22 protein-coding genes and 1 pseudogene are annotated in these 26116 nt (G+C 51.7%); 11 read left to right on the top strand and 12 right to left on the bottom strand.

Annotation, left to right across the window (positions count from 1 at the left end; all coding sequences use genetic code 11):
* From bioB to ACXX82_RS10150, 5 genes are all read left to right on the top strand, one after another.
* The gene (gene bioB / locus ACXX82_RS10170; RefSeq protein ID WP_322234288.1) at positions 1–1065 is read left to right on the top strand and encodes a biotin synthase BioB; all 1065 of its coding nucleotides are present in this window, start codon (positions 1–3) and stop codon (positions 1063–1065) included.
* 190 nt (positions 1066–1255) lie between these two features.
* Positions 1256–3286, top strand: a complete 2031-nt coding sequence (locus ACXX82_RS10165; RefSeq protein ID WP_458562858.1) for an acetyl/propionyl/methylcrotonyl-CoA carboxylase subunit alpha — start codon at positions 1256–1258, stop codon at positions 3284–3286.
* A 131-nt stretch (positions 3287–3417) separates the two neighbouring features.
* Positions 3418–4377, top strand: a complete 960-nt coding sequence (locus ACXX82_RS10160; RefSeq protein ID WP_458562857.1) for a 2-hydroxyacid dehydrogenase — start codon at positions 3418–3420, stop codon at positions 4375–4377.
* Positions 4378–4419: 42 nt separating this feature from the next.
* Positions 4420–5331 (top strand): hydroxymethylglutaryl-CoA lyase, encoded by a 912-nt coding sequence (locus ACXX82_RS10155; protein WP_458562856.1) that lies wholly within the window; start codon positions 4420–4422, stop codon positions 5329–5331.
* 228 nt (positions 5332–5559) lie between these two features.
* Positions 5560–5829, top strand: a complete 270-nt coding sequence (locus ACXX82_RS10150) for a hypothetical protein (RefSeq protein ID WP_322234282.1) — start codon at positions 5560–5562, stop codon at positions 5827–5829.
* Positions 5830–5925: 96 nt separating this feature from the next.
* On the opposite strand, the gene ACXX82_RS10145 is transcribed toward ACXX82_RS10150, so the two are convergent.
* The 4 genes from ACXX82_RS10145 to ACXX82_RS10130 form a co-directional block, all read right to left on the bottom strand.
* Complete coding sequence (locus ACXX82_RS10145) at positions 5926–6351, bottom strand: type II toxin-antitoxin system VapC family toxin (RefSeq protein WP_458563979.1); 426 nt, start codon at positions 6349–6351, stop codon at positions 5926–5928.
* Positions 6348–6602, bottom strand: a complete 255-nt coding sequence (locus ACXX82_RS10140; protein WP_322234280.1) for a type II toxin-antitoxin system Phd/YefM family antitoxin — start codon at positions 6600–6602, stop codon at positions 6348–6350. Before ACXX82_RS10140 ends, ACXX82_RS10145 begins: the two co-directional genes overlap by 4 nt.
* 123 nt (positions 6603–6725) lie before the next feature.
* Positions 6726–6857, bottom strand: coding sequence for a hypothetical protein (locus ACXX82_RS10135; protein WP_458562855.1), 132 nt, complete (start codon positions 6855–6857; stop codon positions 6726–6728).
* Positions 6850–7752: a LysR family transcriptional regulator gene (locus ACXX82_RS10130; RefSeq protein WP_323506597.1), complete on the bottom strand. Its 903-nt coding sequence runs from the start codon at positions 7750–7752 to the stop codon at positions 6850–6852. Before ACXX82_RS10130 ends, ACXX82_RS10135 begins: the two co-directional genes overlap by 8 nt.
* A gap of 141 nt (positions 7753–7893) precedes the next feature.
* Here ACXX82_RS10130 and ACXX82_RS10125 point away from each other — a divergent pair, with 141 nt between their 5' ends.
* From ACXX82_RS10125 to ACXX82_RS10110, 4 genes and pseudogenes are all read left to right on the top strand, one after another.
* On the top strand, positions 7894–9276 hold the full coding sequence (locus ACXX82_RS10125) for an NAD(P)H-dependent oxidoreductase (RefSeq protein ID WP_322234274.1): 1383 nt from the start codon (positions 7894–7896) through the stop codon (positions 9274–9276).
* A gap of 466 nt (positions 9277–9742) precedes the next feature.
* Positions 9743–10669 carry an MBL fold metallo-hydrolase gene (locus ACXX82_RS10120; RefSeq protein ID WP_322234272.1) on the top strand — a complete coding sequence of 309 codons (927 nt, stop codon included), beginning with the start codon at positions 9743–9745 and terminating at the stop codon, positions 10667–10669.
* A gap of 356 nt (positions 10670–11025) precedes the next feature.
* Positions 11026–12438 (top strand): annotated as a pseudogene (locus ACXX82_RS10115) (alanine/glycine:cation symporter family protein); the annotation flags it as partial.
* 319 nt (positions 12439–12757) lie between these two features.
* Positions 12758–13717: an NAD(P)H-dependent flavin oxidoreductase gene (locus tag ACXX82_RS10110; RefSeq protein ID WP_458562854.1), complete on the top strand. Its 960-nt coding sequence runs from the start codon at positions 12758–12760 to the stop codon at positions 13715–13717.
* A 121-nt stretch (positions 13718–13838) separates the two neighbouring features.
* Here ACXX82_RS10110 and ACXX82_RS10105 read toward each other — a convergent pair whose 3' ends face one another.
* The 3 genes from ACXX82_RS10105 to hisC form a co-directional block, all read right to left on the bottom strand.
* Positions 13839–14588 carry a DUF4377 domain-containing protein gene (locus ACXX82_RS10105; RefSeq protein WP_322234269.1) on the bottom strand — a complete coding sequence of 250 codons (750 nt, stop codon included), beginning with the start codon at positions 14586–14588 and terminating at the stop codon, positions 13839–13841.
* Between the two features lie 133 nt (positions 14589–14721).
* Positions 14722–15873, bottom strand: a complete 1152-nt coding sequence (locus ACXX82_RS10100; RefSeq protein WP_322234267.1) for an MFS transporter — start codon at positions 15871–15873, stop codon at positions 14722–14724.
* Between the two features lie 182 nt (positions 15874–16055).
* A complete protein-coding gene (gene hisC / locus ACXX82_RS10095) occupies positions 16056–17156 on the bottom strand; it encodes a histidinol-phosphate transaminase (protein WP_322234266.1) in 1101 nt (366 codons plus the stop codon).
* Positions 17157–17510: 354 nt separating this feature from the next.
* On the opposite strand from hisC, the gene ACXX82_RS10090 reads away from it, so the two are divergent.
* Positions 17511–18425, top strand: a complete 915-nt coding sequence (locus ACXX82_RS10090) for a mechanosensitive ion channel family protein (protein WP_322234264.1) — start codon at positions 17511–17513, stop codon at positions 18423–18425.
* A gap of 143 nt (positions 18426–18568) precedes the next feature.
* Here the strand turns inward: ACXX82_RS10090 and ACXX82_RS10085 are convergent, their stop codons facing one another.
* Positions 18569–19687 (bottom strand): type II asparaginase, encoded by a 1119-nt coding sequence (locus ACXX82_RS10085; protein ID WP_322234262.1) that lies wholly within the window; start codon positions 19685–19687, stop codon positions 18569–18571.
* A 354-nt stretch (positions 19688–20041) separates the two neighbouring features.
* Positions 20042–20650 carry a LysE/ArgO family amino acid transporter gene (locus ACXX82_RS10080; RefSeq protein WP_458562853.1) on the bottom strand — a complete coding sequence of 203 codons (609 nt, stop codon included), beginning with the start codon at positions 20648–20650 and terminating at the stop codon, positions 20042–20044.
* A gap of 100 nt (positions 20651–20750) precedes the next feature.
* Between ACXX82_RS10080 and ACXX82_RS10075 the strand changes: the two genes are divergently transcribed.
* On the top strand, positions 20751–21683 hold the full coding sequence (locus tag ACXX82_RS10075; RefSeq protein ID WP_322234257.1) for a LysR family transcriptional regulator ArgP: 933 nt from the start codon (positions 20751–20753) through the stop codon (positions 21681–21683).
* A gap of 143 nt (positions 21684–21826) precedes the next feature.
* Here the strand turns inward: ACXX82_RS10075 and ettA are convergent, their stop codons facing one another.
* The 3 genes from ettA to ACXX82_RS10060 form a co-directional block, all read right to left on the bottom strand.
* Entirely contained in the window at positions 21827–23494 is a 1668-nt protein-coding gene (gene ettA, locus ACXX82_RS10070; protein WP_205322751.1) for an energy-dependent translational throttle protein EttA, read from the bottom strand.
* A 293-nt stretch (positions 23495–23787) separates the two neighbouring features.
* On the bottom strand, positions 23788–24684 hold the full coding sequence (gene rarD, locus ACXX82_RS10065) for an EamA family transporter RarD (RefSeq protein WP_458562852.1): 897 nt from the start codon (positions 24682–24684) through the stop codon (positions 23788–23790).
* A 148-nt stretch (positions 24685–24832) separates the two neighbouring features.
* Positions 24833–26071 carry a Bcr/CflA family multidrug efflux MFS transporter gene (locus ACXX82_RS10060; RefSeq protein ID WP_458562851.1) on the bottom strand — a complete coding sequence of 413 codons (1239 nt, stop codon included), beginning with the start codon at positions 26069–26071 and terminating at the stop codon, positions 24833–24835.
* Between the last annotated feature and the right edge of the window lie 45 nt (positions 26072–26116).

Raw genomic sequence — 26116 nt, 5'->3', positions numbered from 1 at the left:
ATGTCTTCGCAACCGAACGCCAGCACTTCACAACCGATTAACTTTCAGCCTGGTATCGCCCAAAAAATCGTGGCTCCGGCAGTCGATGCCGCATGGCGCGTGGAAGAAGTGCTGGAAATATTCAATTTGCCGTTCAACGATTTGATGTTCCGCGCGCAACAAGTACATCGCGAAAATTTTGATCCAAGCGAAGTCGAGTTAGCGACACTCTTGTCGATCAAGACCGGCGGTTGCCCGGAAGATTGCGGCTATTGCCCGCAAGCTGCGCGCTACGATACCGGCGTTGTTGCCCAAAAAATCTTGCCTCTTGAGACGGTGCTGGATGCTGCCCGTCAAGCCAAGGCTAACGGTGCAACGCGTTTTTGCATGGGCGCGGCATGGCGCGAGCCAAAAGATCGTGATCTGGAACACGTAGAAGATATGGTGCGCGGCGTGAAAGCTCTCGGCCTTGAAACCTGCGCCACGCTGGGTATGTTGGGCGAAGGTCAGGCCGAGCGGTTGAAGCAAGCCGGTCTGGATTACTACAACCACAACCTCGATACCGCCCCCGAATTGTATGGTGACATTATCACCACCCGCGATTATCAAAACCGTCTGGACACGATCGACAGCGTGCGTGGCGTCGGTATCAAAGTGTGTTGTGGCGGGATTGTCGGCATGGGCGAATCGCGCTTGCAGCGGGCCGGTCTGGTGGCGCAACTCGCCAACATGACACCTTATCCAGAATCGGTTCCTGTGAACAATCTGGTGCAGGTCGAAGGCACGCCTTTGTATGGTATTGAGGCGCTGGATCTGCTCGAATTTGTTCGGACCATTGCAGTGGCACGTATCACGATGCCAACAGCGCGGGTGCGTTTATCGGCCGGTCGCCGCCAGATGGGTGAGGCGATTCAGTCGCTGTGTTTCCTGGCGGGTGCGAACTCGATTTTCTACGGCGATAAATTGCTGACAACCGGCAACCCGGAAGTTGAAGAAGATCGCGCATTGTTGGCTAAATTGGGTATGCACACGCGGTCGACTGCCATTGATGCACGCTGTGAAGTGACGCAAAGCGAAGCGCAATAAAGCAGTTCGTTAGCTGACCGAAAGAAAAAATAGAAACGGCGAAAAATCATCTTCAAACGTCTGTTACCACAAGTGAGATTCTGTAGGACTGACGATTGCGTTAGTCCTACAAACTTTTAGTAGAAGTAGCGATGGGCAGCGATTTGATTGAATTGTTTTTCAGCAGAACAAAAAACCAACTGGAGCAGACATGTTTACAAAAATTTTGATCGCCAATCGCGGTGAAATCGCCTGTCGCGTTGCCGCCACTGCCCGCCGTATGGGTGTCAAAACGGTGGCGGTTTATTCGGAAGCCGATGCAGGTGCCAAGCATGTGGCAGTCTGCGACGAGGCAGTCTGCATCGGGCCGGCAGCGGCCAAGGAAAGCTATCTGCACGGGGATAAAATTATTGCCGTCGCGCTGGCGACGGGCGCGCAGGCGATCCATCCGGGTTACGGTTTTTTGTCAGAGAACGCGCAATTTGCGCAGGCGTGCGCAGACGCTGGTCTGATATTCATCGGACCGCCGGCTAGTGCGATCAAGGCGATGGGATCAAAATCTGCCGCCAAGTCATTAATGGCGAAAGCCGACGTGCCGCTGGTTCCCGGTTATCACGGCGATGATCAGGATGCCGATCTGTTGCAGCAACAGGCCGACAAAATCGGCTATCCGGTATTGCTGAAGGCAAGCGCTGGCGGCGGCGGTAAGGGCATGCGAATCGTCGAGAATAGCGCAGATTTCAAGGCTGCATTGGCATCTTGCAAGCGCGAGGCGATCAGCAGTTTTGGTGATGATAAAGTATTGGTCGAGAAGTATTTGACCCGTCCGCGACACATAGAAATTCAGGTCTTTGCCGACAGTCAGGGTGATTGCGTTTACTTGTTTGAACGTGATTGCTCAGTGCAACGGCGTCATCAAAAAGTACTGGAAGAGGCGCCAGCGCCAGGAATGACTGAAGAGCGGCGCAAAGCCATGGGCGATGCGGCGGTCGCGGCAGCTAAGGCAGTTGGCTATGTCGGCGCGGGTACGGTGGAATTTATTGCTGACTACGAAAATGGCGAAGGCGGCGCGTTTTATTTCATGGAAATGAATACCCGCCTGCAAGTCGAACATCCGGTGACCGAAATGATCACTGGGCTTGATCTGGTTGAGTGGCAATTGCGAGTTGCTTCTGGCGAGCCGCTGCCACTTAAGCAAGCGCAACTAACAATACGCGGTCATGCGATTGAAGCGCGGATTTATGCTGAAAATCCGGACAAGGGATTTTTGCCGTCAATCGGCACGCTGCGCCATTTGCGTACGCCAGCCGCACGCGAATTTGAAGTGACCGCTGCGGCAACACCCGACGCGATTGTACGGATTGATTCAGGGGTGCGTGCGGGTGATGCCATCTCGCCGTTTTATGATCCGATGATCGCCAAATTGATTGTCTGGGCACCGGATCGGCACCAGGCTTTGGCGAGTATGTCTAATGCTTTAGCGCAGTATCAAATTGTGGGTCTGGCCAGCAATATCAGTTTCTTGCAGCGTCTGATTGCCAGTCAGCCTTTTTCCACCGCTGATCTGGATACAGGGTTGATTGAACGGAATCAGGACGCGCTGTTTCCAATCGCTCAGCCGGTTGAAGTGGCAGTGCTTGCGCTGGCAACCGCCGCATTATTGGCGGCTGAACGTCGCGCAACCGACACGCATGTTAATCCTTGGACCGATACCAATGGCTGGCGTCTGAACAGTAACTTGCAACGCCAGCTGACCTTTGTCGACAATGGCAAGGCAAGCCCGATCGCTGTGCTGTATCAATCCGGCAGTTGGTTGTTGCAACATGGTCAACACTTCACGCGGATGGCATTGTTGCAGCAGAGTGATTGTGATTACGTCATCAGTCTTGGTGATCGCGAGGTGCGGGGTACGGTGGTTTCTGATGGTACCCACTTTCAGGTATTTACCGGCGGCCACCAGTATACGCTGGACTATGTCGATCCATTGGCGCACGCCGGTGAAGTCGAAACCGAAGGTGGTCGCCTGACTGCGCCCATGCCCGGGAAAATCGTTGCCGTATTGGTCGCGCAGGGCGATCAGGTTAAAAAGGGTGCGCCATTGCTGATTATGGAAGCGATGAAAATGGAGCACACGATTGCCGCGCCAGCCGATGGTCTGGTGGAAGAGTTGCTGTATGCGGTTGGCGATCAGGTGGCCGAAGCGGCGCAATTGCTAGCGTTTAAACTTGATGTAACGCAATAGTTTGATAATGCGGTTTTGTGGCAAAGCGGTGGGTGTAACAAACCTGATAGCGGACCTGATTCCGCACTTGGTTTCGATGCTTGACCGAAGGCTAGTCAGAAATTAAAAAAAGCGCTGCCAGAAGGAGTTCAATGAAAATAATATACTATGCGCCGCCTGGGAGCGGGCTGGACGACTGGCTGGAAATGGTCGCCAAAGCGATGCCTGAAGCTGAATGTCGGTTATGGTCCGAGGGCGATACGGACCATGCAGATTATGCGCTGGTGTTCGCACCACCGGCGGCCATGCTGCGTGGGCGACACGATTTGAAAGGCATTTTTAATCTTGGTGCGGGTGTCGATGCCATTTTCCAACTAGGGAATGCGTTTCCTGACGGTGTGCCGCTGATTCGGGTTGACGATGCCGGTATGGCGATTCAGATGGCTGAGTATGTGACGCACGCTTTGCTTGGCTACTACCGCCGCTTTGCGCTTTATCAGCAACAGGCCAGTCAGAGTGAATGGCGACGCTTGTCGCGCAATAACAAGCAGGATTTTAGCGTCGGTATTTTGGGTCTTGGCGTGTTGGGTGTACGGATTGCCGACGCGGTCAGGCATTTTGAGTTTCCGTTGAATGGTTGGAGTCGCACTCAGAAAGACTTGCCCGGCATGCGTTGTTATGCGGGCGAAGACGGTCTTGATGCGTTTTTGCGGGCCTCGCGGGTGTTGGTCTGCATCCTGCCGCTGACGCCAGAAACCACCGGCATCATCAATCGTGAAAATCTGCAAAAATTACAGAGTGGCACTGAACACACCGGGGGTTCCAGAGGTGCGTATGTGATTAACGTTGCCCGTGGCGGTCATCTGGTGGAAGACGATTTGCTGGCGCTGGTCAAAACCGGTCATATCGCCGGTGCAACACTGGATGTATTTCAGCAAGAACCATTACCGTCCGAGCATCCTTACTGGCAGGAACCGCGCATTACCATTACGCCGCATTTCGCAGCAGCATCGGTGGAACTAGACACGATTCAACAAATCAGCGAAAAAATCCGTGCGCTGCAACGCGGTGAGGCGGTCACCGGGGTTGTAGACCGTATCAACGGCTATTAAATCATCGGATATTAAAATCATAAGAATAGCGAGGATCGTAAAATGACATTCCCAAGCAAAGTTAAAATCGTTGAAGTCGGCCCACGTGACGGTTTGCAGAACGAAAAAGAGACCATTCCTGCAGAAATCAAGATTGCACTGGTCAATCAACTGACCGCGGCAGGTTTCGTCAACATTGAAGCGGCCTCCTTTGTATCGCCTAAATGGGTGCCGCAAATGGCGACATCCACCGAAGTGATGGCGGGCATCATCCGGCAACCGGGCGTAATTTATTCAGCCTTGGTTCCCAATATGAAGGGCCTCGAAGCTGCCTTGGCGGCGGGGGCTGATGAAATGGTGATTTTTGGATCGGCATCGGAAGCGTTCTCGCAAAAGAATATCAATTGCTCAATTGCCGAATCAATCGAACGGTTTCGTGACGTGGCTCTGACCGCTAAACAAGCGGGAAAACGTTTGCGCGGCAGTATTAGTTGCGTTTTTGGTTGTCCGTATCAGGGCGAAGTCAGTATTGATGCGGTGGTGGATGTGTTGCACCGCATGCGCGATCTTGGTTGCGACGAGATTGACATTGCCGATACGATCGGTGTGGCAACTTCCAACAAGGTGAAGGCGGTCATGCAACGATTGGTGCAGGAATTTCCGGTGGATCGTTTGTCTGGCCATTTTCATGACACTTACGGTCAGGCGCTGGCGAATATCTACGCCAGTCTGGATGTCGGCATTTCAATCTATCACGCGTCAGTGGCCGGTTTGGGCGGTTGCCCGTACGCTAAGGGCGCAACCGGTAACGTGGCAACGGAAGACGTGTTGTATATGATGCAAGGGTTGGGGATTGAAACGGGTATAAATCTCGATGCGGTGGTTGAGGCAGGACAATTCATCTCTCAGCATCTCGGACGCAAGGCTGCCAGTCGGGCCGGAAACGCGATCGCTGCTAAGCGCGCTTTTGCCTAGTAGCAAATCGCCAACACATTTCGGGCAATTCGGGATTAGGTCGCCGATGCAAAACAAATTCAGGCGATAACGCTTCGTTGGCATCTTAGTAAGTATCTTAATAAGTGTCTTATTTTGCGTTAGTCTGCGTCGGTTTCGGCATCTCTTTGCCCATCTCGCCTAATAGAACTGTTTTCGGGCGCGGGACTGCGTAGAATGGCGATCTATATTTAATCAGGAATTGAAATAATGAAAAAATCCGGCATGGCAAAGATGCAAGCAATGAAACTTTCCGGCAAGATGAAGCAACCGGGTTCCGCCGCTGTATTCGGTCAAACTGCGCCCGTAGCGCTGGATCGGCGTGAGCAGCGCAATCTGGATCAGTCGCTGGGTTTGGTACCGTTTGCGGTCAAATTGAATAGTGATCTGGTGCAGCAAATAAAAACGCTGGCGCAAGAGCGTGACTGCGGCGTGAATGAATTGGTCGCGGAGTTGTTGAGCAAGGCGCTGGAAGCGTAATAGCCAAGCAAGTTAGGGGTTGTGTCGCCTTAGCCCAATCTCTAGCGTCGCGTGTATGCACATGATCCCAAGGACCAGTGCGCGACGCTTTACCGATCATTGGGTCTCCCATGGGTTAAGAATCGTCACGCCGGACGGTTGAAAGTCAGCCACATTTCGCGTTACTAAGGTCATGCCATGAACCAGCGCCGTTGCTGCAATGAGGCTATCCATGGCCGGGCGCGGGTCGGGCACATGAAGCGCCGCGCAACGTTGCGCAACCGCGGTATCAACCGGTAGAATGCGGCCGGCAAATGCAGGTAAAACATGGCTCTCGAACCAGGTCCGAAAAATAGCGCCTTGTGGTGGATCGCGGCGCTCAATTAACAATACGCCCAGTTCCAGCTCCTGCACGGTGATGGCCGACAAATAGAGGTCTGTGGCATCCACACTGTCGGCCCACTGCGCCACATTTTTATCGGCTCGGCCAAGGCGAATTTTTCGCAACTCAGAAACGACATTGGTATCGAGAATAAACATCAGGAAAAGTCCACAGGGCGCGGAATCTCACGCGAGCGTGGAGTCTCAAAGTCGATATCAGCGATGCTCGGCATCGCCAGCAAATCGGCAATCTTCTGGTGACTTCCGGTAATCTGCTGATAAAGCGCGATGCTCATAAGAACATGGGCCGGTCGTCCCCTATCCGTGATGAATACTGGCCCATTGTTTGCGGCCCGTTTTGCCTCGCTCGCCCCTTGATTGAACTCGCGGCTTGATAGGGTTGTGATGGTCATGACCATAGCGACACCTCGAATACTTGATTTAAGTAGATATGTTACTACAACATAAATGCGGGTGCAAACGCTGTACTCTGCATGGATTCTGTCGTACTGGTTTAATCGCTGGCGGGTCGGTCCTTAGCGCGCGGCGTGTCGGGGGAAGATGCGGCCTTCGTTCTCGGCTTTTGCCGTCGTTACGCCGCCACCGAATTGAGTTGCGCTGGTCTCTTGCTTTTCTGCCTCCAACACATAGCCATCCTCGTTAGCCATCCGTCCAAAAAGCGTTACCTGCGGCCTCGATGCGTTCAGCAATATAATCTGCCACCACTTTGACGCGCACGGAATCGCGCGCTTCGGCATGGGTGATTAGCCAATAGCCGCGGAATAGTTTGATCTGGTCTGGCAATAGTCGCACCAATTCCGGCTCATTGCGGGCCATGAAGCATGGCAGTGCGCCCAGTCCGACTCCGCCTTTCACTGCCGCCATCTGGCTGATCACATTCGAAATTCTGACACGTGGCGCTGGCGCGGTAGGAATGTGTGACAAATAATCAAGCTCCTTGGTCCACATCAAGTCCTCCACATAGCCCACCCAAGTATGGGCCGCCAATGAAAGTTGGGTGTCAATTGGTCCGTGCTGCGCCAGAAAAGAACGTGCCGCATAAATGCCAAGCTCATAGTCGTTCAGCTTGCGTGCATGCAGCCGACCCGTTTCGGGGCGCGTCATGCTGATCGCAATATCAGCCTCGCGCCTGGAAAGACTAAACATGCGTGGATTGGCGATGAGTTCAATTTCCAACTGTGGATGGCGGGTCGCCAGGCCGGTCAGTTCGGGTGCCAAAAAATAAGTTCCGAATCCTTCCGGTGCGCCGATCCGCACCGAACCCATTAACCCTAGCGCTCCATCATCGGAGCGGGATCGAATGCGGATCGCCAGGCTTTCGACCGCCTCCGCATCGGGAATCAGGCGCTCACCTTCTGCTGTGAGGACGTACCCGGCCGAGCGACGGTCAAACAAAGCCACCCCAAGCGCCTTCTCCAGGCCAACTATGCGTCTGCTGAGTGTCGAATGATCAATACCCAACTGCAAGGCTGCGGTGGTAAGTCGTCCGGCCCGCACCACGGCTAAAAATCCTTGTAGGTCGTTCCAGTCAAATTTTTGCATGCGATTTTTTGCACATCCATTGTGTGATATTCAATATTTACGGGGGGAAATGCGAATGCTACTCTTTTTATGTGAATCCGAAAATACGGTATCGCCTCCCGTCAAACATGGCGGTGTACAAATATTATTACAGGAGTAGACATGTCAACTTTGTTTCAGCAATTAAAAGGACTCGCTGACGCGGGAAAACCCGTGCGCGTCGGCTTGATCGGGGCAGGGAAATTCGGCTCAATGTATCTGTCGCAAGTGCCGCGTACGCCGGGCGTGCATCTGTTGGGGATTGCTGATTTGTCCCCGGCACGTGCGTGCCAATCCTTAAAACGAGTCGGCTGGCCGGAGCCGATGTATGCCGCAAAATCCTGGAATGAAGCGCTACGTAACGGCAGCACCTTCGTACAAGATGATGCGGAAGCGCTGATTTCGCAAGGCGAAATCGATATCATTATTGATGCCACCGGCAATCCAGCTGCGGGTATCCGCCATGCATTGCTTTGTTGCAAGCATCGCAAACATATCGTGATGGTCAATGTCGAGGCCGACGCGCTGGCCGGACCGTTGCTGGCACGGCGCGCTGCGGAAGCTGGGATCATTTATTCAATGGCATATGGCGATCAGCCTGCGTTGATAGCCGAGATGGTGGATTGGGCGCGTACTGCCGGTTTCGATGTTGTCTGCGCGGGCAAAGGGACCAAATATCTACCGATATATCATCAATCCACTCCCGACACGGTATGGGGACATTACGGTTTTAGCGATGAGCAAGTCGCCGGTGGTGACTTCAATGCGCAGATGTTTAACTCGTTCCTGGACGGCACCAAATCGGCGCTCGAAATGGCGGCAGTGGCCAACGCGACAGGGTTACGACCAGGTTCAGACGGACTCGCTTTTCCTCCTTGCGGTGTGGATGATTTGCCGAATATTTTACGTCCGGCATCGGCTGGCGGGATCTTGCCGCATTCTGGCACAGTCGAAGTGGTGTCTTCGCTTGAGCGTGATGGGCGTCCGGTCTTTCGCGACTTGCGATGGGGCGTGTATGTAACCTTTGAAGCACCAACCGATTATGTCCGCGAATGCTTTTCGCAATACGGTTTAAAAACCGATTCCAGCGGTCGCTTTGCCACGATGTATAAGCCGTACCATCTGATCGGTCTCGAATTGGGGATTTCCATCGCTAATATCGCCGTTCGCGGTGAGCCAACCGGCAGTACTACAGAATTCCATGGTGATGTCGTGGCAACCGCTAAACGCGATTTGCGCGCTGGCGAACGTCTGGACGGTGAAGGTGGCCACATGGTGTATGGCAAATTGATGTCGGCCGCCGATTCATTAAACAGCGACGCGCTACCGATCGGACTTGCGCACAATATTGTGTTGCAACGCCCCATCAGCGCGGGGCAATCCGTGCGTTGGAGCGATGTCGTTATCGACAGCAGCAAAGAGTCAATTCAGGTACGGCGTGAAATGGAAGCCATGTTCCGCAAGGAAATGGGTCTGCAAGCCCCGCGTGATGATATTGCGGCCTAAAACATCCTACCAATAAAAGGACCAACTAAGAACGTCGATCCCGAATCGCCTGTAGAGCGAGAGGGGTCGAACCGCTGGGATATAGTCCGTGGCGGCATTCCTGATCGTCGGTGCGTTGCGGGTGCCGACTGTACATTCACATCTGGCAGATTATTAAAGGGCGTCCGATATATGGTTCATCGGATACGTCTTGGTTGGATGCCGCTTTTAGCGCTAGATATAATTTTCTTGCTGATTCCATCGCCATCGGCGAACATGGAGGTTAAACGCAGTTGGATCTATTTGACTGATGTGACTGATTAATTACTAGTCATATTGTTAAATCGGTCCGCTGCACGGCGAACGTTACTTGTTGATGTGAAGGTTGTGCCCGCATGTTGGATGTAAACGCTGCCTTGGCGCGTTCCCCTGTTGATCGGATGCTGATCGTTGCGTGTGCCATCTCCTGGCGGTTGGTAGTGCAACGATGAACGATTCCTTGCGTGTCCTATTACCAGCGACCATGCATGTGCTTCAACGTGGCTGGTTGTCATCAAATAACATCCTGTTTCTGGGACAGGAACAAACCGCTCTGGTCGATAGCGGCTATGCGACGCACGCAACGCAGACGGTTGCGCTGGTAGCGCAAGTGTTGCATGGTCGCCCGCTCGACTGGCTGGTTAATACACATATTCACTCGGACCATTGTGGTGGCAACGCCGCGCTCCAACAAGCGTACGGCTGTCGTACTTTTATTCCTGCTGCAGAAGCGTCAAAGGTACGCGACTGGGATCAGGGCGCGTTAAGTTACGTCGCCACGGGTCAGCAATGTGCGCGATTTCATGTTGACGCCACCTTGCAAGGCGGCGACGAAATAATCCTCGGAGACATGACCTGGCAAGTGCTGGCTGCGCCAGGGCATGATCCGCATTCGCTGATCCTGTATTGTCCTCAACATCGGATTTTGATTTCTGCTGATGCATTGTGGGAAAACGGGTTCGGTGTCATTTTTCCAGAACTCGACGGCCAATCGGGATTTGCTGAAGCGCGGGAGACGCTGGAAATGATTGCCGCTCTGGACGTTGCGATCGTTATTCCTGGTCATGGTCGACCATTTACAGACGTTGCCAGTGCGCTTTCCAGTGCTTTTTCACGGCTGGATTATCTCTCGGCCGAGCCTATCCGAAACGCGCAAAATGGACTGAAAGTATTGCTGAAATTTCTGCTACTGGAACGTCAAAAAATATCTCTGGAAGATGTGTCGCAGATAGTTGCGACAATGCCTTTGATGGTATCCACAAATGCGCGTCATTTACATCTTCCGAATGATCAACTGACTGCTTGGCTTATTGCGCAATTGTTACGCGCTGGCGCAGCGCAGTTGGATGGTGAAGTGTTGTTAAATTCGGATTAAATATTTGATTCTGCGTAAGAAAAATACGTAATATAAGTAAGATTTTTCTCAAAATAAGTCAGACTTTTCTAATAATGCGTCTTCAGTCACGCCATGGGTATAAAACCCGCCGCCCGCGCCCGCTTTAACGGCTAATATCTAGCGGCCAATCATTTCGATGTGGCGCTAAGCAAAATAATCAATATGTAAATGTGCGTAGAAGCTGACGCGTAGAAATCGATACTGCCATGCAGATCATATGCCAATGACATGCGATTGGATGGTCAGGTGTCGTTATATGTTGTCGTTATACGTTGTCGATAATACACAGTCGTAGTCTGTAATGGCATTCCCTTTTTACCAGAGACAATCCACTCATGTTTGAAACCCTTCTTCACCCTATCGTCAACTGGCTTAATGGTATTTTGTGGGGATATGTCCTCATTTATTTGTTGTTAAGCGTCGGCGCTTTTTTTACGATTCGTTTTGGTTTTATCCAGTCGCGCATTTTTCGGTCAAATTTATTCAAACGCGAACCCGGACAATCCGTTGAGGGAATTACCGGCTTTCAAGCTTTTGCGACAGGTATCGCAAGCCGTGTCGGAACCGGTAATATTGTTGGCGTTGCGGTGGCGTTGACCGTTGGTGGTCCTGGCGCGATTTTCTGGATGTGGGTGGTCGCACTGCTTGGCATGTCATCAGCATTTGTCGAGGCAACGCTGGCGCAAATTTTTAAAGTCCGTAATGAAGACGGTAGTTTTCGGGGCGGACCGAGTTATTACATCCAGATTGGATTGCGTTCACGCGCCTTTGGGATGGTGTTTGCGTTGTCGCTGATCTTGGCTTTTGGGTTTGTTTTCAATGCAGTTCAGGCCCAATCCATCGCTGAAACGATGGATATTTCTTTCCATATTCCGCGGCATTGGGTTGGTATCGCATTGGTGCTGTTGACCGCGCCGGTTATTTTCGGTGGCATCCGACGCGTCGCAAAGTTTGCCGCTGTGATCGTGCCGATTATGGCGGTTGGCTATCTCGGCGTGGCGGCATTTGTGTTGGTGACGCATCTGACTGAATTGCCTGCGGTCTTCAGTTTGATTATCAAAAGTGCGTTTGGTCTTGAGCAAGCTGTCGGCGGAACCATCGGTTACGCGATCACTGTGGCCATGATGACTGGTATTAAGCGCGGACTATTTTCTAACGAAGCGGGGATGGGATCAGCGCCCAATGCCGCTGCGGCGGCAGTCACTTCTCATCCTGTTTCTCAAGGATTATTACAGATGATGGGCGTGGTGGTGGACACAATGATTATCTGCACGGCGACTGCATTGATTATTTTATTGTCTGGTGAATACGTTCCAGGTGGCGCAACCCAAGGAGCAAGTTTGACGCACGCGGCGATCACAGCGCATTTGGGAAGTTGGGGCGGACTATTTTTAACCGTGGCGATTTTCTTCTTTGCGTATTCATCAGTGTTAGGCAATTACGCTTACGCTGAAGGCAATGTTCAGTTTATTAGCAAGCATCCATTGTTGCTGTTCTTATTCCGTCTTTGTGTACTTGGAATGGTGATGTTTGGTGCCACGGGCAGTTTGCCGTTGGTATGGGATATGGCGGATACCAGCATGGGATTGATGGCGTTGATTAATCTGGTGGCAATTGTGTTGTTGAGTAAATACGCCTATGCGGCATGGCGTGATTATCTGGAACAGAAAAAACGCGGTATCGACGTGCCTAAATTTACCCGACATAGCATTCCTGCATTGCGCGATGTGTTGCCTAAAGATGTCTGGTAATTTAACGTAGCGATAGGCGCATGCCGTTGCCATATCGTTAAAAATAGCTCGCTAAAATGCGAGCTATTTTTTTGTATTTCGCGAACATATCCTCCGCATCCAGATGCTTGTCACTCACTTAATGAAAGCCTCATTTGGTTTATGATAACCAATCCAAAAGTTTTCACTCACTTATGCGCTTGCTGTTTATTATATTTTTAATAAAAAAAAGTAATTAGAATCAATCCAGTTAGAAGATAAAATCTAGCACGATCGTACTTTTTTGTATGACGTTTCCCTTATAATCATTTCTTTGATCCCACTAAAAGAGGTCGTTATGGCATTGCCCGCAGTGTTGCAAAACTTAAGCCTTCCCGTTATCGGTTCGCCGATGTTTATCGCCAGTGGACCGGCGTTGGTCGCGGCGCAATGTAAAGCGGGGATCGTCGGTTCGTTTCCGGCGCTCAATGCGCGTCCGGCAGCCGAGCTCGATGTGTGGCTGACACAATTGCAAATTGAACTGGCAACACATCAGGCAGAACACCCGGATGCTAAAGTAGGTCCGATTGCAGTCAATCAGATTGTGCATCAATCCAATGATCGTCTGGCCCATGATGTGGAAATGTGTGTCAAACATCGTGTTCCGATTATCATTTCCAGTCTGCGTGCGCCACCCAAAGAGATGATGGACGCTATTCATAGCTATGGCGGCATCGTATTGCACGATGTTATTTCGATTCGCCATGCTGAAAAAGCATTGGAAGCCGGAGTTGACGGCTTGATTTTGGTCGCCACCGGCGCTGGCGGTCATGCCGGTCCGTTGTCACCGTTTGCGTTAGTGGGCGAAGTACGAAAATTCTTCGACGGGACGATTGCACTGTCTGGCGCGATTGCCACCGGTGACGCGATTCTGGCGGCGCAAGCAATGGGCGCAGACCTTGCCTATATTGGCTCGCGCTGGCTCGCCACTCAGGAAGCCAATGTCGACGATGCCTATCGTCAGGCCATTGTCGAATCAAGCGCTAACGATATTGTGTATACCAATCTGTTCACAGGTATTCACGGCAACTATTTGAAAAAATCCATTATTAATGCTGGTCTTGACCCAGACAATCTTCCCGAGGCGGACAAGACCAAAATGAATTTTGGTTCCGGTGGAAGCGGCGCCAAAGCCTGGCGTGATATATGGGGCGCGGGTCAAGGGGTCGGACTAATGAGTGACGTGCCAACGGTGGCCGCAATGGTAGATCGCTTGCAAACCGAATATCAGGCTGCACGTCGGCGGCTGGCGCTTTAGTGCAGGCTGGCCCGGCCCGGCTGGTTTGGCTCTGCGTCAACCCTATCATTTTAGGTATTGAAAATTTACGCTAATCCGCGCCAGCGGCGTCGCGCAAAGCTAGAATTATTGGCTGCAAAACTCACTTCTGATATTCAGCCAATTCCTGCTCAACGATGATATCCAGCGTCCACTTGACCGCGCTGGCATCGGCGGGTGGATGTGGAACGCGCTCTTCTAAAATGCGCAGGCGATATTGCACACCGGGTTCAGGTTTGAAACCGGCAATGTCGCCGTACCAGAGTTGCCATGGGGCTTTTTTATCTTCACGGATTTGATAACAAGTTGTCTGCATCACGCCGGTAGAGCAAGGTGCTTTTTCCGCGGCGACGTAGATGAATTTTATTTTAGCCGTGGCACCGACTTTGTCCCGTGCGTGGAAAGTCATTACTTTACCGTCAACGGTGTTGAACTCAAGGGTTTTTCCGGTAATTTTGTAGTCGTTCACTGCCTGTAGTTTTTCTAAAAAGTCAGCTTCGAAACGCATGGCGGGTTCCGGGCACGCCATACGTGTTGTCACCGCTTCAACAATCGTCAGTCGACCCGGGCTACGAATCGAAAACGGTGCCGTAAACTGATTGCACCAGGCGCGACCATTCACCCGTCCCTGGCCTTTTTCATTGCTAAAAGTCAGAATCACCGGATCACCGTTATCGCCGGTTGGAATAACATGGTTCGGCCAATCGGTGAGTTCCCAACGGGACGATAACAATCGTGGATCGTCGGTGATTTTGCTTTCCTGTCCGGGCATGGCGCAAGCTGCCAGCGTCGCACTGGCAGTGAGAGCGAGGGTCAAGGTGCGAGCGAAAGTATGAGCAGACAAATTAGGCATGATGGCAGGCTCCAAAGCGAATTTAGCAAATGCAGGGTATTTCTCGAGGACACCATTTTATCGTACTCAAGGCATTTTATACGTGGACGGAGATTCTTAACCCTTCGTTGGTTTTATCGCGCTCCGCGATCGCTCACTCAAGCCACTTCGCGCGACTCGCTGATAGTGCGACCGCCAGACATAACACACCGACCAGAGACAGCGCGGCGTGCAGGCCGAAGCCATGTGCCAGAAACCCGATCACCGGCGGTCCAATCAAACCACCGCCGTAACTGAGGGTGGCGACACCCGCCAGCGCGGTAGAACCATGGCGCCCCGCCGCACTGAATACAAAAGGGAAAACGGTCGCAACGCCAACACCGGTCAATGCAAAGCCGAAAATGGAGAGCGAAACGTTAGGTGCGATGAGTGCCACAAACATACCAACTGCCGCGATAAGCGCACCGGTGGTGACGACTTTGCGTGCATTGAAGCGCTCCTTTAGTCGATCTCCTATAAGTCTTGTAACCAGCATCATCGCCGCGAAGGCGGCAAACGCTAACGGTGCAGTGCCGTCGCTGGCACGCAACCAGTCCGTCATGTAAACACCACTCCAGTCTGCCACAGACCCTTCAACAATCGCGCCGCAAAATCCGATGATACCGAGGACGATCAGGTGGCCGTGCGGGAGTGAAAAATACTTTTTACCGATGCTCGGTTCGGGGCGATCATTTGGCAATGCGTTGTAGCAAAGTCTTAGCGGCAGGGCGAATAGCAGTGCCAATAAGCCGAAGTGTGAGAGCGGCGACAAGCCGATGCCAGCAAAGCCGCTGCCGATGAGCGCGCCGGATAAAGTGCCGACGCAAAACCAGGCGTGTAATAGCGACATGATCGAACGCGCAGCTACTTTTTCGGCTGCGGCACCGAGTGCGTTGATCGCCACATCAAAGCAACCAGAGCAAAGTCCAAGACTGGTCATGGTAAGCATTAACCACGCCATATTGGGAGCCAGCGCCAAACACGGCATAGTCACCAATAATCCAACGCCGGCGTACCAGGCGCTGTGGCGCGCGCCGTAATGACCGGTCAGCCACGCTGCCAGCGGAAAAGAACCCACGGCACCGATCCCTGCGCATAGTAATACCAGACTTAATTCTGCCGGATCAAGTTGCAAGGCATCGCGCACCGCCGGTATGCGCGAGGCCCAGGTTGCATATACAACGCCGAGCAAGACAAACAGGAGCGGAAGCGCTGCCTGACGCATGCGGTTAATAGTAGGAACGGGAATGGCTAGTGGAAGAGACATTGATCACAAAAATGGTGAAGAAGTGGACGAGATCGTGTAGCGCGTGGGTGTGTTGGTGTAATAGTGCAATAGCACACTAATCAGCCCCGTCGATAGTGATTGCGATTATCAACGGGGTATTTACGTCACCGTCGTGCGCTAGTGTGCACTTCAATATTCGAATCTATAAGATAGAGATACGACTAAGCCAATTTAACCGCATTTGTCTTATCTTTCAGATGATTGGGTAGCGCATCCAGTAACGCCTGACAATCCGCATTTGAGCCGACCGTAATGCGCAAAAATTGTGCAATTCGCGGGCTGGTAAAGTGTCGAACGATGACCCCATCGGCGCGTAATCCTGCGGAAATGGTTGCCGCGTCGTGTTGTGGATGACGCGCGAAAACGAAGTTGGCAGCCGACGGCAATACGTTAAAGCCCAGCGCATTCAATCCGGCAACTAGCGTCTTGCGGGTATCCATAACCGCAAGCCGGGTTTGATCGAAATGCGACTTATCCTGAATCGCGGCCGCGGCTCCCGCAATCGCCATCCGATCCAGTGGATAGGAATTGAAACTATTTTTGACCCGCTCCAAAGCAGCAATCAAATCAGGATGACCAATAGCAAAGCCAACCCGCAGGCCAGCTAAAGAGCGGGATTTGGACAGTGTTTGCACCACAAGCAGATTGGGAAAACGCGAAACCAGCGGGATCGCGCTGTCGCCGCCAAAGTCGATGTACGCCTCATCAACGATGACCACGCTATCAGGTTGCGCCGCGACCAGGCGTTCAACTTCAGACAATGGCAGCAGACAACCAGTCGGCGCATTCGGGTTAGGAAAAATAATCCCCCCGTTTTTGCCTGCATTCAGATAGTCATCGACCTGAATCGTAAAGTCGTCCGCGAGCGGGATTGTCTTGTAGGCGACTTGATACAGGTTGGAATAAGTCGGGTAAAAACTGTACGTAATGTCCGGATACAGAATCGGATCATCGTGTTGCAATAGCGCCTGAAACACATGCGCCAGCACTTCATCGGAACCATTACCGACAAATATATGTTCCGGAGTGATGCCGTATTGCGCATTTTGTTCCGCAATGGCAAGCTTGAGCGGTTCGGAGTCCGGATTAGGATACAGACGCAGCGTGTCGGCAGCTTCGCGCTGGATCGCTGCAATGGCCAACGGCGACGGACCGTAAGGATTCTCGTTGGTATTGAGTTTGATCAGATTGTTAATCTTTGGTTGCTCGCCGGGCGTGTAAGGCGTCAGGCGGCTGACGATGGGACTCCAATATTTGCTCATGGGGATCGATCAAGTAGGTTGGCTGATACGTAAGTCGATAGTGTAGCAAACCCGCGGGAGTTAGCGCGCGGCATCTCGATCTGATTGATGGTGATGGACCATCCCTGATCGCGCATTCGGAGCTCAAACAGAGCTGCATGTCAGTACATAAGGCTTGAATGACGCCCCTTTCAGCCTACTGTTGCAACTAAATGCAATAATCCAAGCCTAATGACGTTGTTTAAACGTTACTTAAGTGCTAATTAAGCGTTTTTTAAGCATTATTGGAACGTTTAGTCTCATCACCGTCGGCGAGCAAGTCATTGACGCGTCAGCCTACAGGCGAATGTTCGTCATAAAAATAGGAGTTTACCTTTGAATACTTTTGCCGTTGACCAGTTAAATGCACTCTGGACTTTTCTGGCTACGTCCTCGCTGCATTACGCGGTGAATGCCGTGCTGGCGATCGTTATATTGATGCTTGGTTGGTGGTTTTCTTCCAAATTATCGAATATGTTCCAGCGTGTGTTGATTCGCTCTAACGTCGATGCCACCTTGCGACCGGTATTGCGGAGTGTGTTGTTGTGGCTCATTCGTCTGATTACGGTGATTGCTGTATTGGGACAGTTTGGTGTGCAGACCGCCAGTATCATCGCAGTGTTGGGTGCAGCCAGTCTGGCGATAGGTCTGGCATTGCAAGGTACGCTACAAAATATTGCGGCCGGTATGATGTTGTTGTTTTTGCGACCATTTCAGGTCGGCGAATATGTTGCGAATAGCAGCGTCGAAGGAACTGTCGATGAAATTGGTCTTTTCGCAACAAAATTAACCAAGGCCGATGGCGTTTGTCTATTTGTCCCAAACAACCAGTTATGGAACAGCGCGATTACCAACTATAGTCGGCATGACAAGCGGCGTATGGATCTGCCGATCGGGATCGATTATAAAAATGATCCCGCCATTGCGATTCGGGCCTTAACCGCGTTATTGGATGCCGATCCGCGGATTCTGAAGTTGCCAGAACCGCTGGTGGTTGTGAGCGATTACGCGGATAGCGCTGTGATGCTCAAAATACGGTTTTGGACAATGACGTCGGATTTTTGGGCCGTTCGCTGGGATATTAGTCAGCAGATTAAGCCAACACTGGATGCGATTGGATTTTCGATTCCGTTTCCGGTGCAGGAACTACGTCGTGAAAAACCGAGTCAAGCCGCCTTACAGTCGTCGGCACCAATCGCGTCAAATGGCGCGCCAGAGACGGCGATATCATCCACCCCAACCACGTTATAGACGTCTGAGCGCACCACATCATTCGGTGCAAGGTAATGACGTAAAAAATGGTGGATCAGGAAGCACCTGACCCACCATTTTTTTATGTCAGATTTGCGGTGTTGTGACGCTAATCAGACGAGTAAAAGGAAACTATCAAAGAATTAATAGGTGTAAAACATCCGCTGAATGTCTTTCGTATTATTCGTTTTGGTCAGCGCTAGCATCAGCAAGATTCGTGCTTTCTGCGCATTCAGCGTATCAGCTACAACGAAGTCGAGAGTATCGTCGCTGGCCTCGCCGTTGCGCGCCACAATGCCTTGCCCGATTCGGCTGGCACGCACGATAATCACCCCTTTTTTACGTGCCGCAATCAGTGGTTCTTTCATTTGCGCTGCAATACTGCCATCACCGACACCAGCGTGGATAATGCCCTTGGCACCAGCGGCGACTTGCGCATCTAGCGCAATGCTGTTCATATCGGCATAGCCGTACACGATATCAACTTTCGGCAAGACATCCAGGTTGCTGATATCGAATTCTGTGTCGAGTGTGTTTTTGCGGGTTGACTGGCGATAAAAATACGGCTTACTGCCTTGAATGTATCCCAGCATCCCGAGTTCGGGTGATTTAAAGGTATCGGTGGTTGATGTATTGGTTTTGGTGACTTCGCGCGCGGCGTTAATCTGGTCGTTTAATGTCACTAAAACGCCCTTGCCGATTGCCTCTTTGCTACCGGCCAACAGCACGGCATTGTATAAATTGATTGGTCCATCCGCAGACAGCGCGGTCGACGGACGCATTGCGCCGACGATCACAACTGGCTTGCGACTCTTAACAGTCAAGTCAAGAAAGTAGGCGGTTTCTTCGATGGTGTCAGTGCCGTGAGTGATGACGATGCCATCGACATCCGGGCGCGCCAATAATATATTGACCCGCTTGGCAAGTTTCAGCCAATGGTCATTCGTCATGCTTTCGCTGGCGATCTGAAATACTTGTTCACCCTTCACGTTGGCGACTTTTTTCAGTTCCGGCACGGCTGCGATCAATTTCTCAACACCGACCGTGGCAGACGTATAACCGACGGTGGTCGTGCTCGTCGCGCCGGTACCGGCAATCGTGCCGCCAGTGGCAAGAATTATCACGTTTGGTAGTTTTTGCGACGCTTCCTGAGACTCTTGCGTCTGCGCAATGGCGTTTCCTAATCCGCTCGACAACAATAAAGCGCCGAATATGAATCGAAAATAGGGCTGAAAACGGGTGTGGATTTTATGCAAAACCATACATCTCCTAATTTTAATCGTTGTTTTTCTCGAGGTTGATACCGTGGCATCGCACTGAAAGAACGATCGTAATGATTATAGGAAAGGTTGCTAATCGTATAAACGGTTAATCGCCCTAGCCTTGCTCATAATGCGAATAAATACGGTATCGCACCCGCACTTTATGGAGACTGGCGAAAAAAATCTAATGCAAGTTATGCATAGGTTTATGCATAACTTGTATCAACACACATTCAAAAATGTGCTTAGGAGAAATGCATTAGTTGAAATTAGTCTGTCGAAGCTTGTCCGGCTAAGAGTGATTGCGGGCACAGGTCCGCAATCCGCTAAGTAAAAAATGCTTCTACATGGTCTTTACAGTAGCAGTGAAGCCGCAATCGACCACATGACTACTGCAATGACACCATCCAGAATACGCCATGCAATTGGCTTGGCAAAAATCGGTGCGGCAAAGTGTGCGCCGAATCCCAGGCTCAAAAACCAGAGAAGCGAAGCCAGCATGGCACCCGCAGCAAACAACACCCGGCCCATGCCAATCTCTTGTCCGCCAACTGATCCTAGCAAGACGACCGTATCAAGATAAGCGTGCGGATTGAGCAGGCTAAAGGCCAGCGCGCTGGCGATCACGGCGGCATAACGAGGAGGCGCGAGCGGTGCCGTGGTTGTTATCAATGCGGTCGGCTTCCACGCGGCCAAAGCAGAGCGGATTCCACACCAGCACAAAAATGCCGCGCCACCCCATTTTGAGAACGCAAATAAAGCGGGATTATCGGCAATCAATGCACCAACACCAGCAACGCCAAGCGCGATGAGCAACGAGTCGCACAAACCACAAATCAGCACTGATGTAAGTACATACTGACGCTGCAAGCCCTGACGTAAAATAAACGCGTTTTGTGCGCCAATAGCGATAATCAATCCGCCACCTAATCCCATACCTTTGATAAATGCTGCGGTTTCCATGCATGCTCCTTCATTCAATGGAAGAAGCATAATGCTGGAAGAAATATAAGTACAATGAATGAGTCTACTGATAGATAAGAAATTCTTATGACGGGGGAATATGAAAAATCTGGACTATCGCGGCTTGGCAGCGCTCAATGCAGTCGTCGCCTTAGGCAGCTTTGAGAAGGCGGCGACGTCGTTGCATATCAGCCAATCGGCGGTGTCGCAACGTATTCGGACTTTGGAAGAATTGGCGGGTCAATTATTGATCGTGCGTGCACAGCCGCCATTTGCGACGACGCTGGGTCAGCGCCTGATTGCGCATTATAGCCAGGTCAAGCTGATGGAAGCTGCGCTCGCAATTGATACCGATGAACCCGATACTTTGCCGGAAATCGCGATTGCGGTGAATGCCGACACGCTCGCAACATGGTTGCTGGACGCTTTGGCGCCCGTACTCAATCCACCGCAATGCCAGTTGACGGTACTAATAGACGATCAGGACCATACACTGCAATTGTTGCGTGAAGGCACAGTTTTCGCGTGTGTTACCAGTTCGATGGCGCCTGTGGCCGGCACAACAGCGTCACCGCTTGGGGTGGAGCGGTATATCTGCGCCGCGTCACCAGCGTTCGCGGCACGCTGGTTTAGTGACGGCTTTACCTCCGCCGCAGTGGCGCAAGCACCGGCTGTTGTGTTTAATCAGAAAGATGCATTACATGCACGGTTTTTGAATTGGCGCTTAGGATGGGGCACACCTTATCCGCATCATTCGATTGCCTCGGTCGACGCCTTTGAAAAATTTGTACACAGTGGCTTTGGTTATGGCATGTTGCCGACGCTACAAATTGAACGCGCGCTGGCGTGTGGGGATTTGGTCGATTTAACGCCCGGGGATGGGATCGATGTACCGCTGGTGTGGCATGCCTGGAATATTCAGACACCGCTCACGGAAGCGTTATCACAACACATTATTCAGACCGCGCGACGTAGTCTGAGTTACGACCCGCTCACATTGGATACTGCAAATACGCGTTTGAATAATCGATGATGATTGTTATCTGGCATACAGGGTAACAATTTGACATGGCGACTACGTCATGAGTCAGGATCAACGGGCGAATAACGCTCTGATTTGCGTATTCGCCCGGCGTAACAATTAACCAGTAACCGGTAACAATTAAAAAATAATAATTAACGCGTTACCGGCTTGTAGCGAATGCGCTTAGGTTTAGCGCCCTCTTCACCCAGACGTTTACGCTTATCGGCTTCATATTCCTGATAATTGCCATCAAAAAACGTGACTTGCGAATTACTTTCGAACGCCAGAATATGCGTTGCAATCCGATCCAGAAACCAGCGATCATGGGAGATCACCATGACACTACCGGCAAATTCCAGCAAGGCATCTTCCAGCGCGCGCAACGTTTCTACGTCAAGATCGTTGGACGGTTCATCGAGTAGTAACACGTTGCCGCCTTGCAGCAGCGTTTTGGCCAGATGCAAACGACCACGCTCACCGCCGGACAAGTTGCCGACGATTTTTTGCTGGTCGCCACCCTTAAAGTTGAAGCGCCCTAAATAGGCGCGGGATGCCATTTCAAACCGACCAACGGTCAGGATATCTGCCCCGCCAGAGACGTCTTCGAACACGGTTTTGCTGTCAGACAGCGCATCGCGATGCTGATCGACGATGGAGACGCGTGCCGTTTGACCGATGACAACTTCGCCGCTATCCGGTTGTTCTTTGCCTGTGATCATTTTAAACAGCGTTGATTTACCTGCGCCGTTGGGGCCGATAATCCCGACAATCGCGCCTGCCGGGACAGTAAAACTCAGGTCATCAATCAATAAACGGTCGCCGAAAGATTTGGAAACGTTCTTGAATTCGATGACTTCATTGCCAAGGCGCTCAGCTACCGGAATGAAAATTTCCGATGTTTCGTTACGTTTTTGGTATTCATGCTCGCTCAACTCATTGAAGCGTGCCAGACGTGCTTTACTTTTAGCCTGACGCCCTTTTGGATTCTGGCGAACCCATTCAAGTTCTTTTGCAATGGTTTTCTGGCGCGACGATTCGGTGGCTTCTTCTTGTTTCAGGCGGTCGCCTTTTTGTTCCAGCCACGAACTGTAATTGCCCTTCCACGGGATACCGTGGCCGCGATCCAGTTCCAAAATCCATTCGGCAGCGTTGTCGAGAAAGTAGCGATCATGGGTAATACCGACCACAGTACCGGGAAAGCGTTGCAGAAATTGTTCCAGCCAATCGACTGATTCAGCATCCAAATGGTTGGTTGGCTCATCAAGCAGCAACATGTCGGGTTTTGACAGCAGCAATCGGCATAGCGCAACACGGCGTTTTTCACCACCAGATAACACGCCAATAATGGCATCCCATGGTGGCAAGCGCAGTGCGTCTGCGGCCATTTCCAGTTGCAGCTCCAGATTGCCACCGTCGGAGGTGGAGATAATCGCCTCAAGCCGGCCTTGCTCAGTCGCCAGCGCATCAAAATCGGCGTCCGGTTCTGCATAGGCTGCATAGACGGCGTCCAGTTTGGCACGTGCTTCGAAGGCTTCGCCGAGACCGCCTTCAACAGCCTGCCGCACGGTTTGTTCTGGATCCAGTTGTGGCTCTTGTGGCAGATAGCCAATATTCAAACCCGGCATCGGCGTGGCTTCACCCTGAATGTCGGTGTCGATACCGGCCATAATTTTGAGTAAAGTGGATTTGCCGGAGCCGTTCAGACCCAGCACGCCAATCTTGGCACCTGGGAAAAACGACAGCGAGATGTCTTTCAGAATCTGTCGTTTTGGCGGCACGATCTTGCCGACCTTGTTCATTGTATATACGTATTGGGCCATGATGGTCTTCTCGGTGAAGTGTCAGAAAAAGGAGGTCGGACCGACGCAAATCGTTACCGTTAAACGCCGATTTCCTCCCGGAAGCGGTCGGGCGTATCGAACAGCCAACTATTTCGGCTAACGGGAAATCGCACTGTTTGGATTGCGGTCTAAGTCCTACGGTATTCAAAAAATGACGCAGCGTACTAGCGCAGGATGACTAGGATAACCGAACTGGCTAAGCCTGACTATGTATGGCTATGGTTATCAGGTTATATAGCGCCATGTCATTATGTCGCGATGGCGGTACTAATCTAACTTGCGGAACCGGATTGCCGCCCAATGCTCGGCCATGCGCGCCACAAGCCTTCTGCCGAGTACAACACAAGTGCACTCCAAATGACGGTAAATCCAATCAGTTTAGTGCCATCAAGTTGTTCGTTATAGAGTAATACGCCTAACAGCAACTGGATGGTCGGCGTGATGTATTGCAACAGTCCAAGCAGCGAAAGAGGAATGCGACGTGCACCAGCGGCGAACAGCAAGAGCGGAATGGAGGTGATTGGACCCGCCGCCGCCAACAACCATTGCGACGAGTGTGATGCTGTCATAAAACTATTTTGACCATGGTAAGTGGTGAAAGCCAGATAGGCTAGCGTCAGCGGCAATACCAGCGCGGTTTCCAATGCAAGCCCGGGTAGCGCACCAAGACTGGCCGTCTTGCGCAACAAACCGTAGCCACCAAAACTCACGGCAAGAGCTAATGAAATCCACGGAGGATGACCAGTTTTCCAGGTTAACCAGATGACCGCGCTAGCGGCGAGTATGATCGCTAACCATTGCATAAAGCGAGGGCGCTCACCCAAAAACACAAAGCCGAGACCGACGCTGACAAGAGGGCTAACGAAATACCCCAGACTGGCATCGACGATGTGATCGTTGTTGCAGGCCCAGACATAGGTAGTCCAGTTAGCCGCCAACAAAAACGCACTGGCAGTAAAGCCAGCAAGAACGCGGGGTTGGCGCAGTACCGGCACAATCCAGGCCCATTGCTTGCGAAAAGCCAGCACGATCACCAAGAACAGAAATGACCATAGCATCCGGTGCATGACGATATCGACCGGCGGAATGTCACGTAACGCTTTGAAGTACAGCGGGAAAATGCCCCATAGGACGTAAGAGGAGAACGCGTAAAACATACCTGCTTGCATAGCTGTAAGGATGAAAAAGAGTTAGGGTATTCTACGCAAAAAATTTTAGAGCGTTTTGTTCCTGGGAAATAAACGCTTAGCGATCAATATCGGTATACCGTCATTCACGCATATAGCATTCGTGCTAACGATGGTTTCGCCGACTGCTTCACATTTTTGTCCCTAGTGACAGCATTCGATCATGTTCCGGTCGGGCGATAGTGCGATGTAGAAGCAATGCGCCGACGCCGCACACGCTCATCACCATCATCAATGGTCGCGCAGTGCCGTCGTGCCACAGACTCATGCTGACACCGGCGATGATGCCGAGAGAGAATTGTACCGTCCCCATTAACGCTGACGCAGTACCGGCTTGATGGCCTTGCTGGGACAAGGCGATTGCTGATGCATTCGGGCTGATAAAACCATAAGAGGCCATAAATCCAAAGAAGCCGACCAGTAAGAGCGGCAGATTATTCACGCCAACTGCGACCAGTATCGTGATGACTAAGGTTAAGCAGGCTGGAAGCCATAAAGCCCGCCCAAGAATGGCATCGGGCGTCATTTTGCCGACGAGTCGGGCATTGAACTGCGAAGCACCGATAAGGCCGATGGCATTAGCGCCAAAAACCCAGCCGAAATTTTCTGGCTTGATACCGTGTAGTTCGATCAGCACAAAAGGTGAACCGGTGATATAAGCAAACATACCCGCCTGCAATAAACCGCCGCACAAAGCGTAGGCCAGGAATTGACGGTCCATAAGTAAGGAGCCGTATTGTTTTAATACCCGTCCCAAATGTAGCGGTGCAGTGTCCTGGCGTTTCAGGGTTTCTTGCATCGTGGTATGAATAGCAACCAGACAAAACAAGCCAAAACACGTCAGACCGCCAAAAATGACGCGCCAACCCCACAGTTTAAGCACTTCTCCGCCGATCAACGGCGCCAGAATCGGGGCGATTCCCATGACCAGCATTAATAGTGAAAATGCCTTGGCCGATCCAGCTGCGCCCATGCGATCCCGAATGACGGCACGCCCGACGACCATCCCGGCGCAACCGCCAAGCCCTTGCATAAACCGCGCAAAGATCAGCGTTGTCACATCTGGCGCAAACAGGCAGGCAATGGACGCAAGCGTATACAGCCCGAGGCCAAAATAGAGCGGCGGTTTACGGCCAAAGTGATCACTTAGCGGTCCGTAAAACATTTGACCGACCGCCAGGCCCACCAGGAAGCTAGCTAACGTGAGTTGGACCAGATTGCTGCCGACCGCAAAATCTTTTGCAATAGTTGGGAAACTTGGCAGGTACATATCAATCGAAAGGGAGCCAATCGCTGTTAGTGCACCGAGCAAGATGAGCCAGCCGGGCAGCATTTTTTCTGGCGTTACAGTGTCGATGTTGTTTGTCATTAAGAACTTTGAAGTGTGCGAATGATGCCTGTCTTGCATTGCCTA

This window comes from Glaciimonas sp. GNP009 (genome assembly GCF_054343755.1).
Note: the sequence above shows the minus strand (reverse complement) of the source record. Positions and strands in the feature narration are given on the sequence as shown.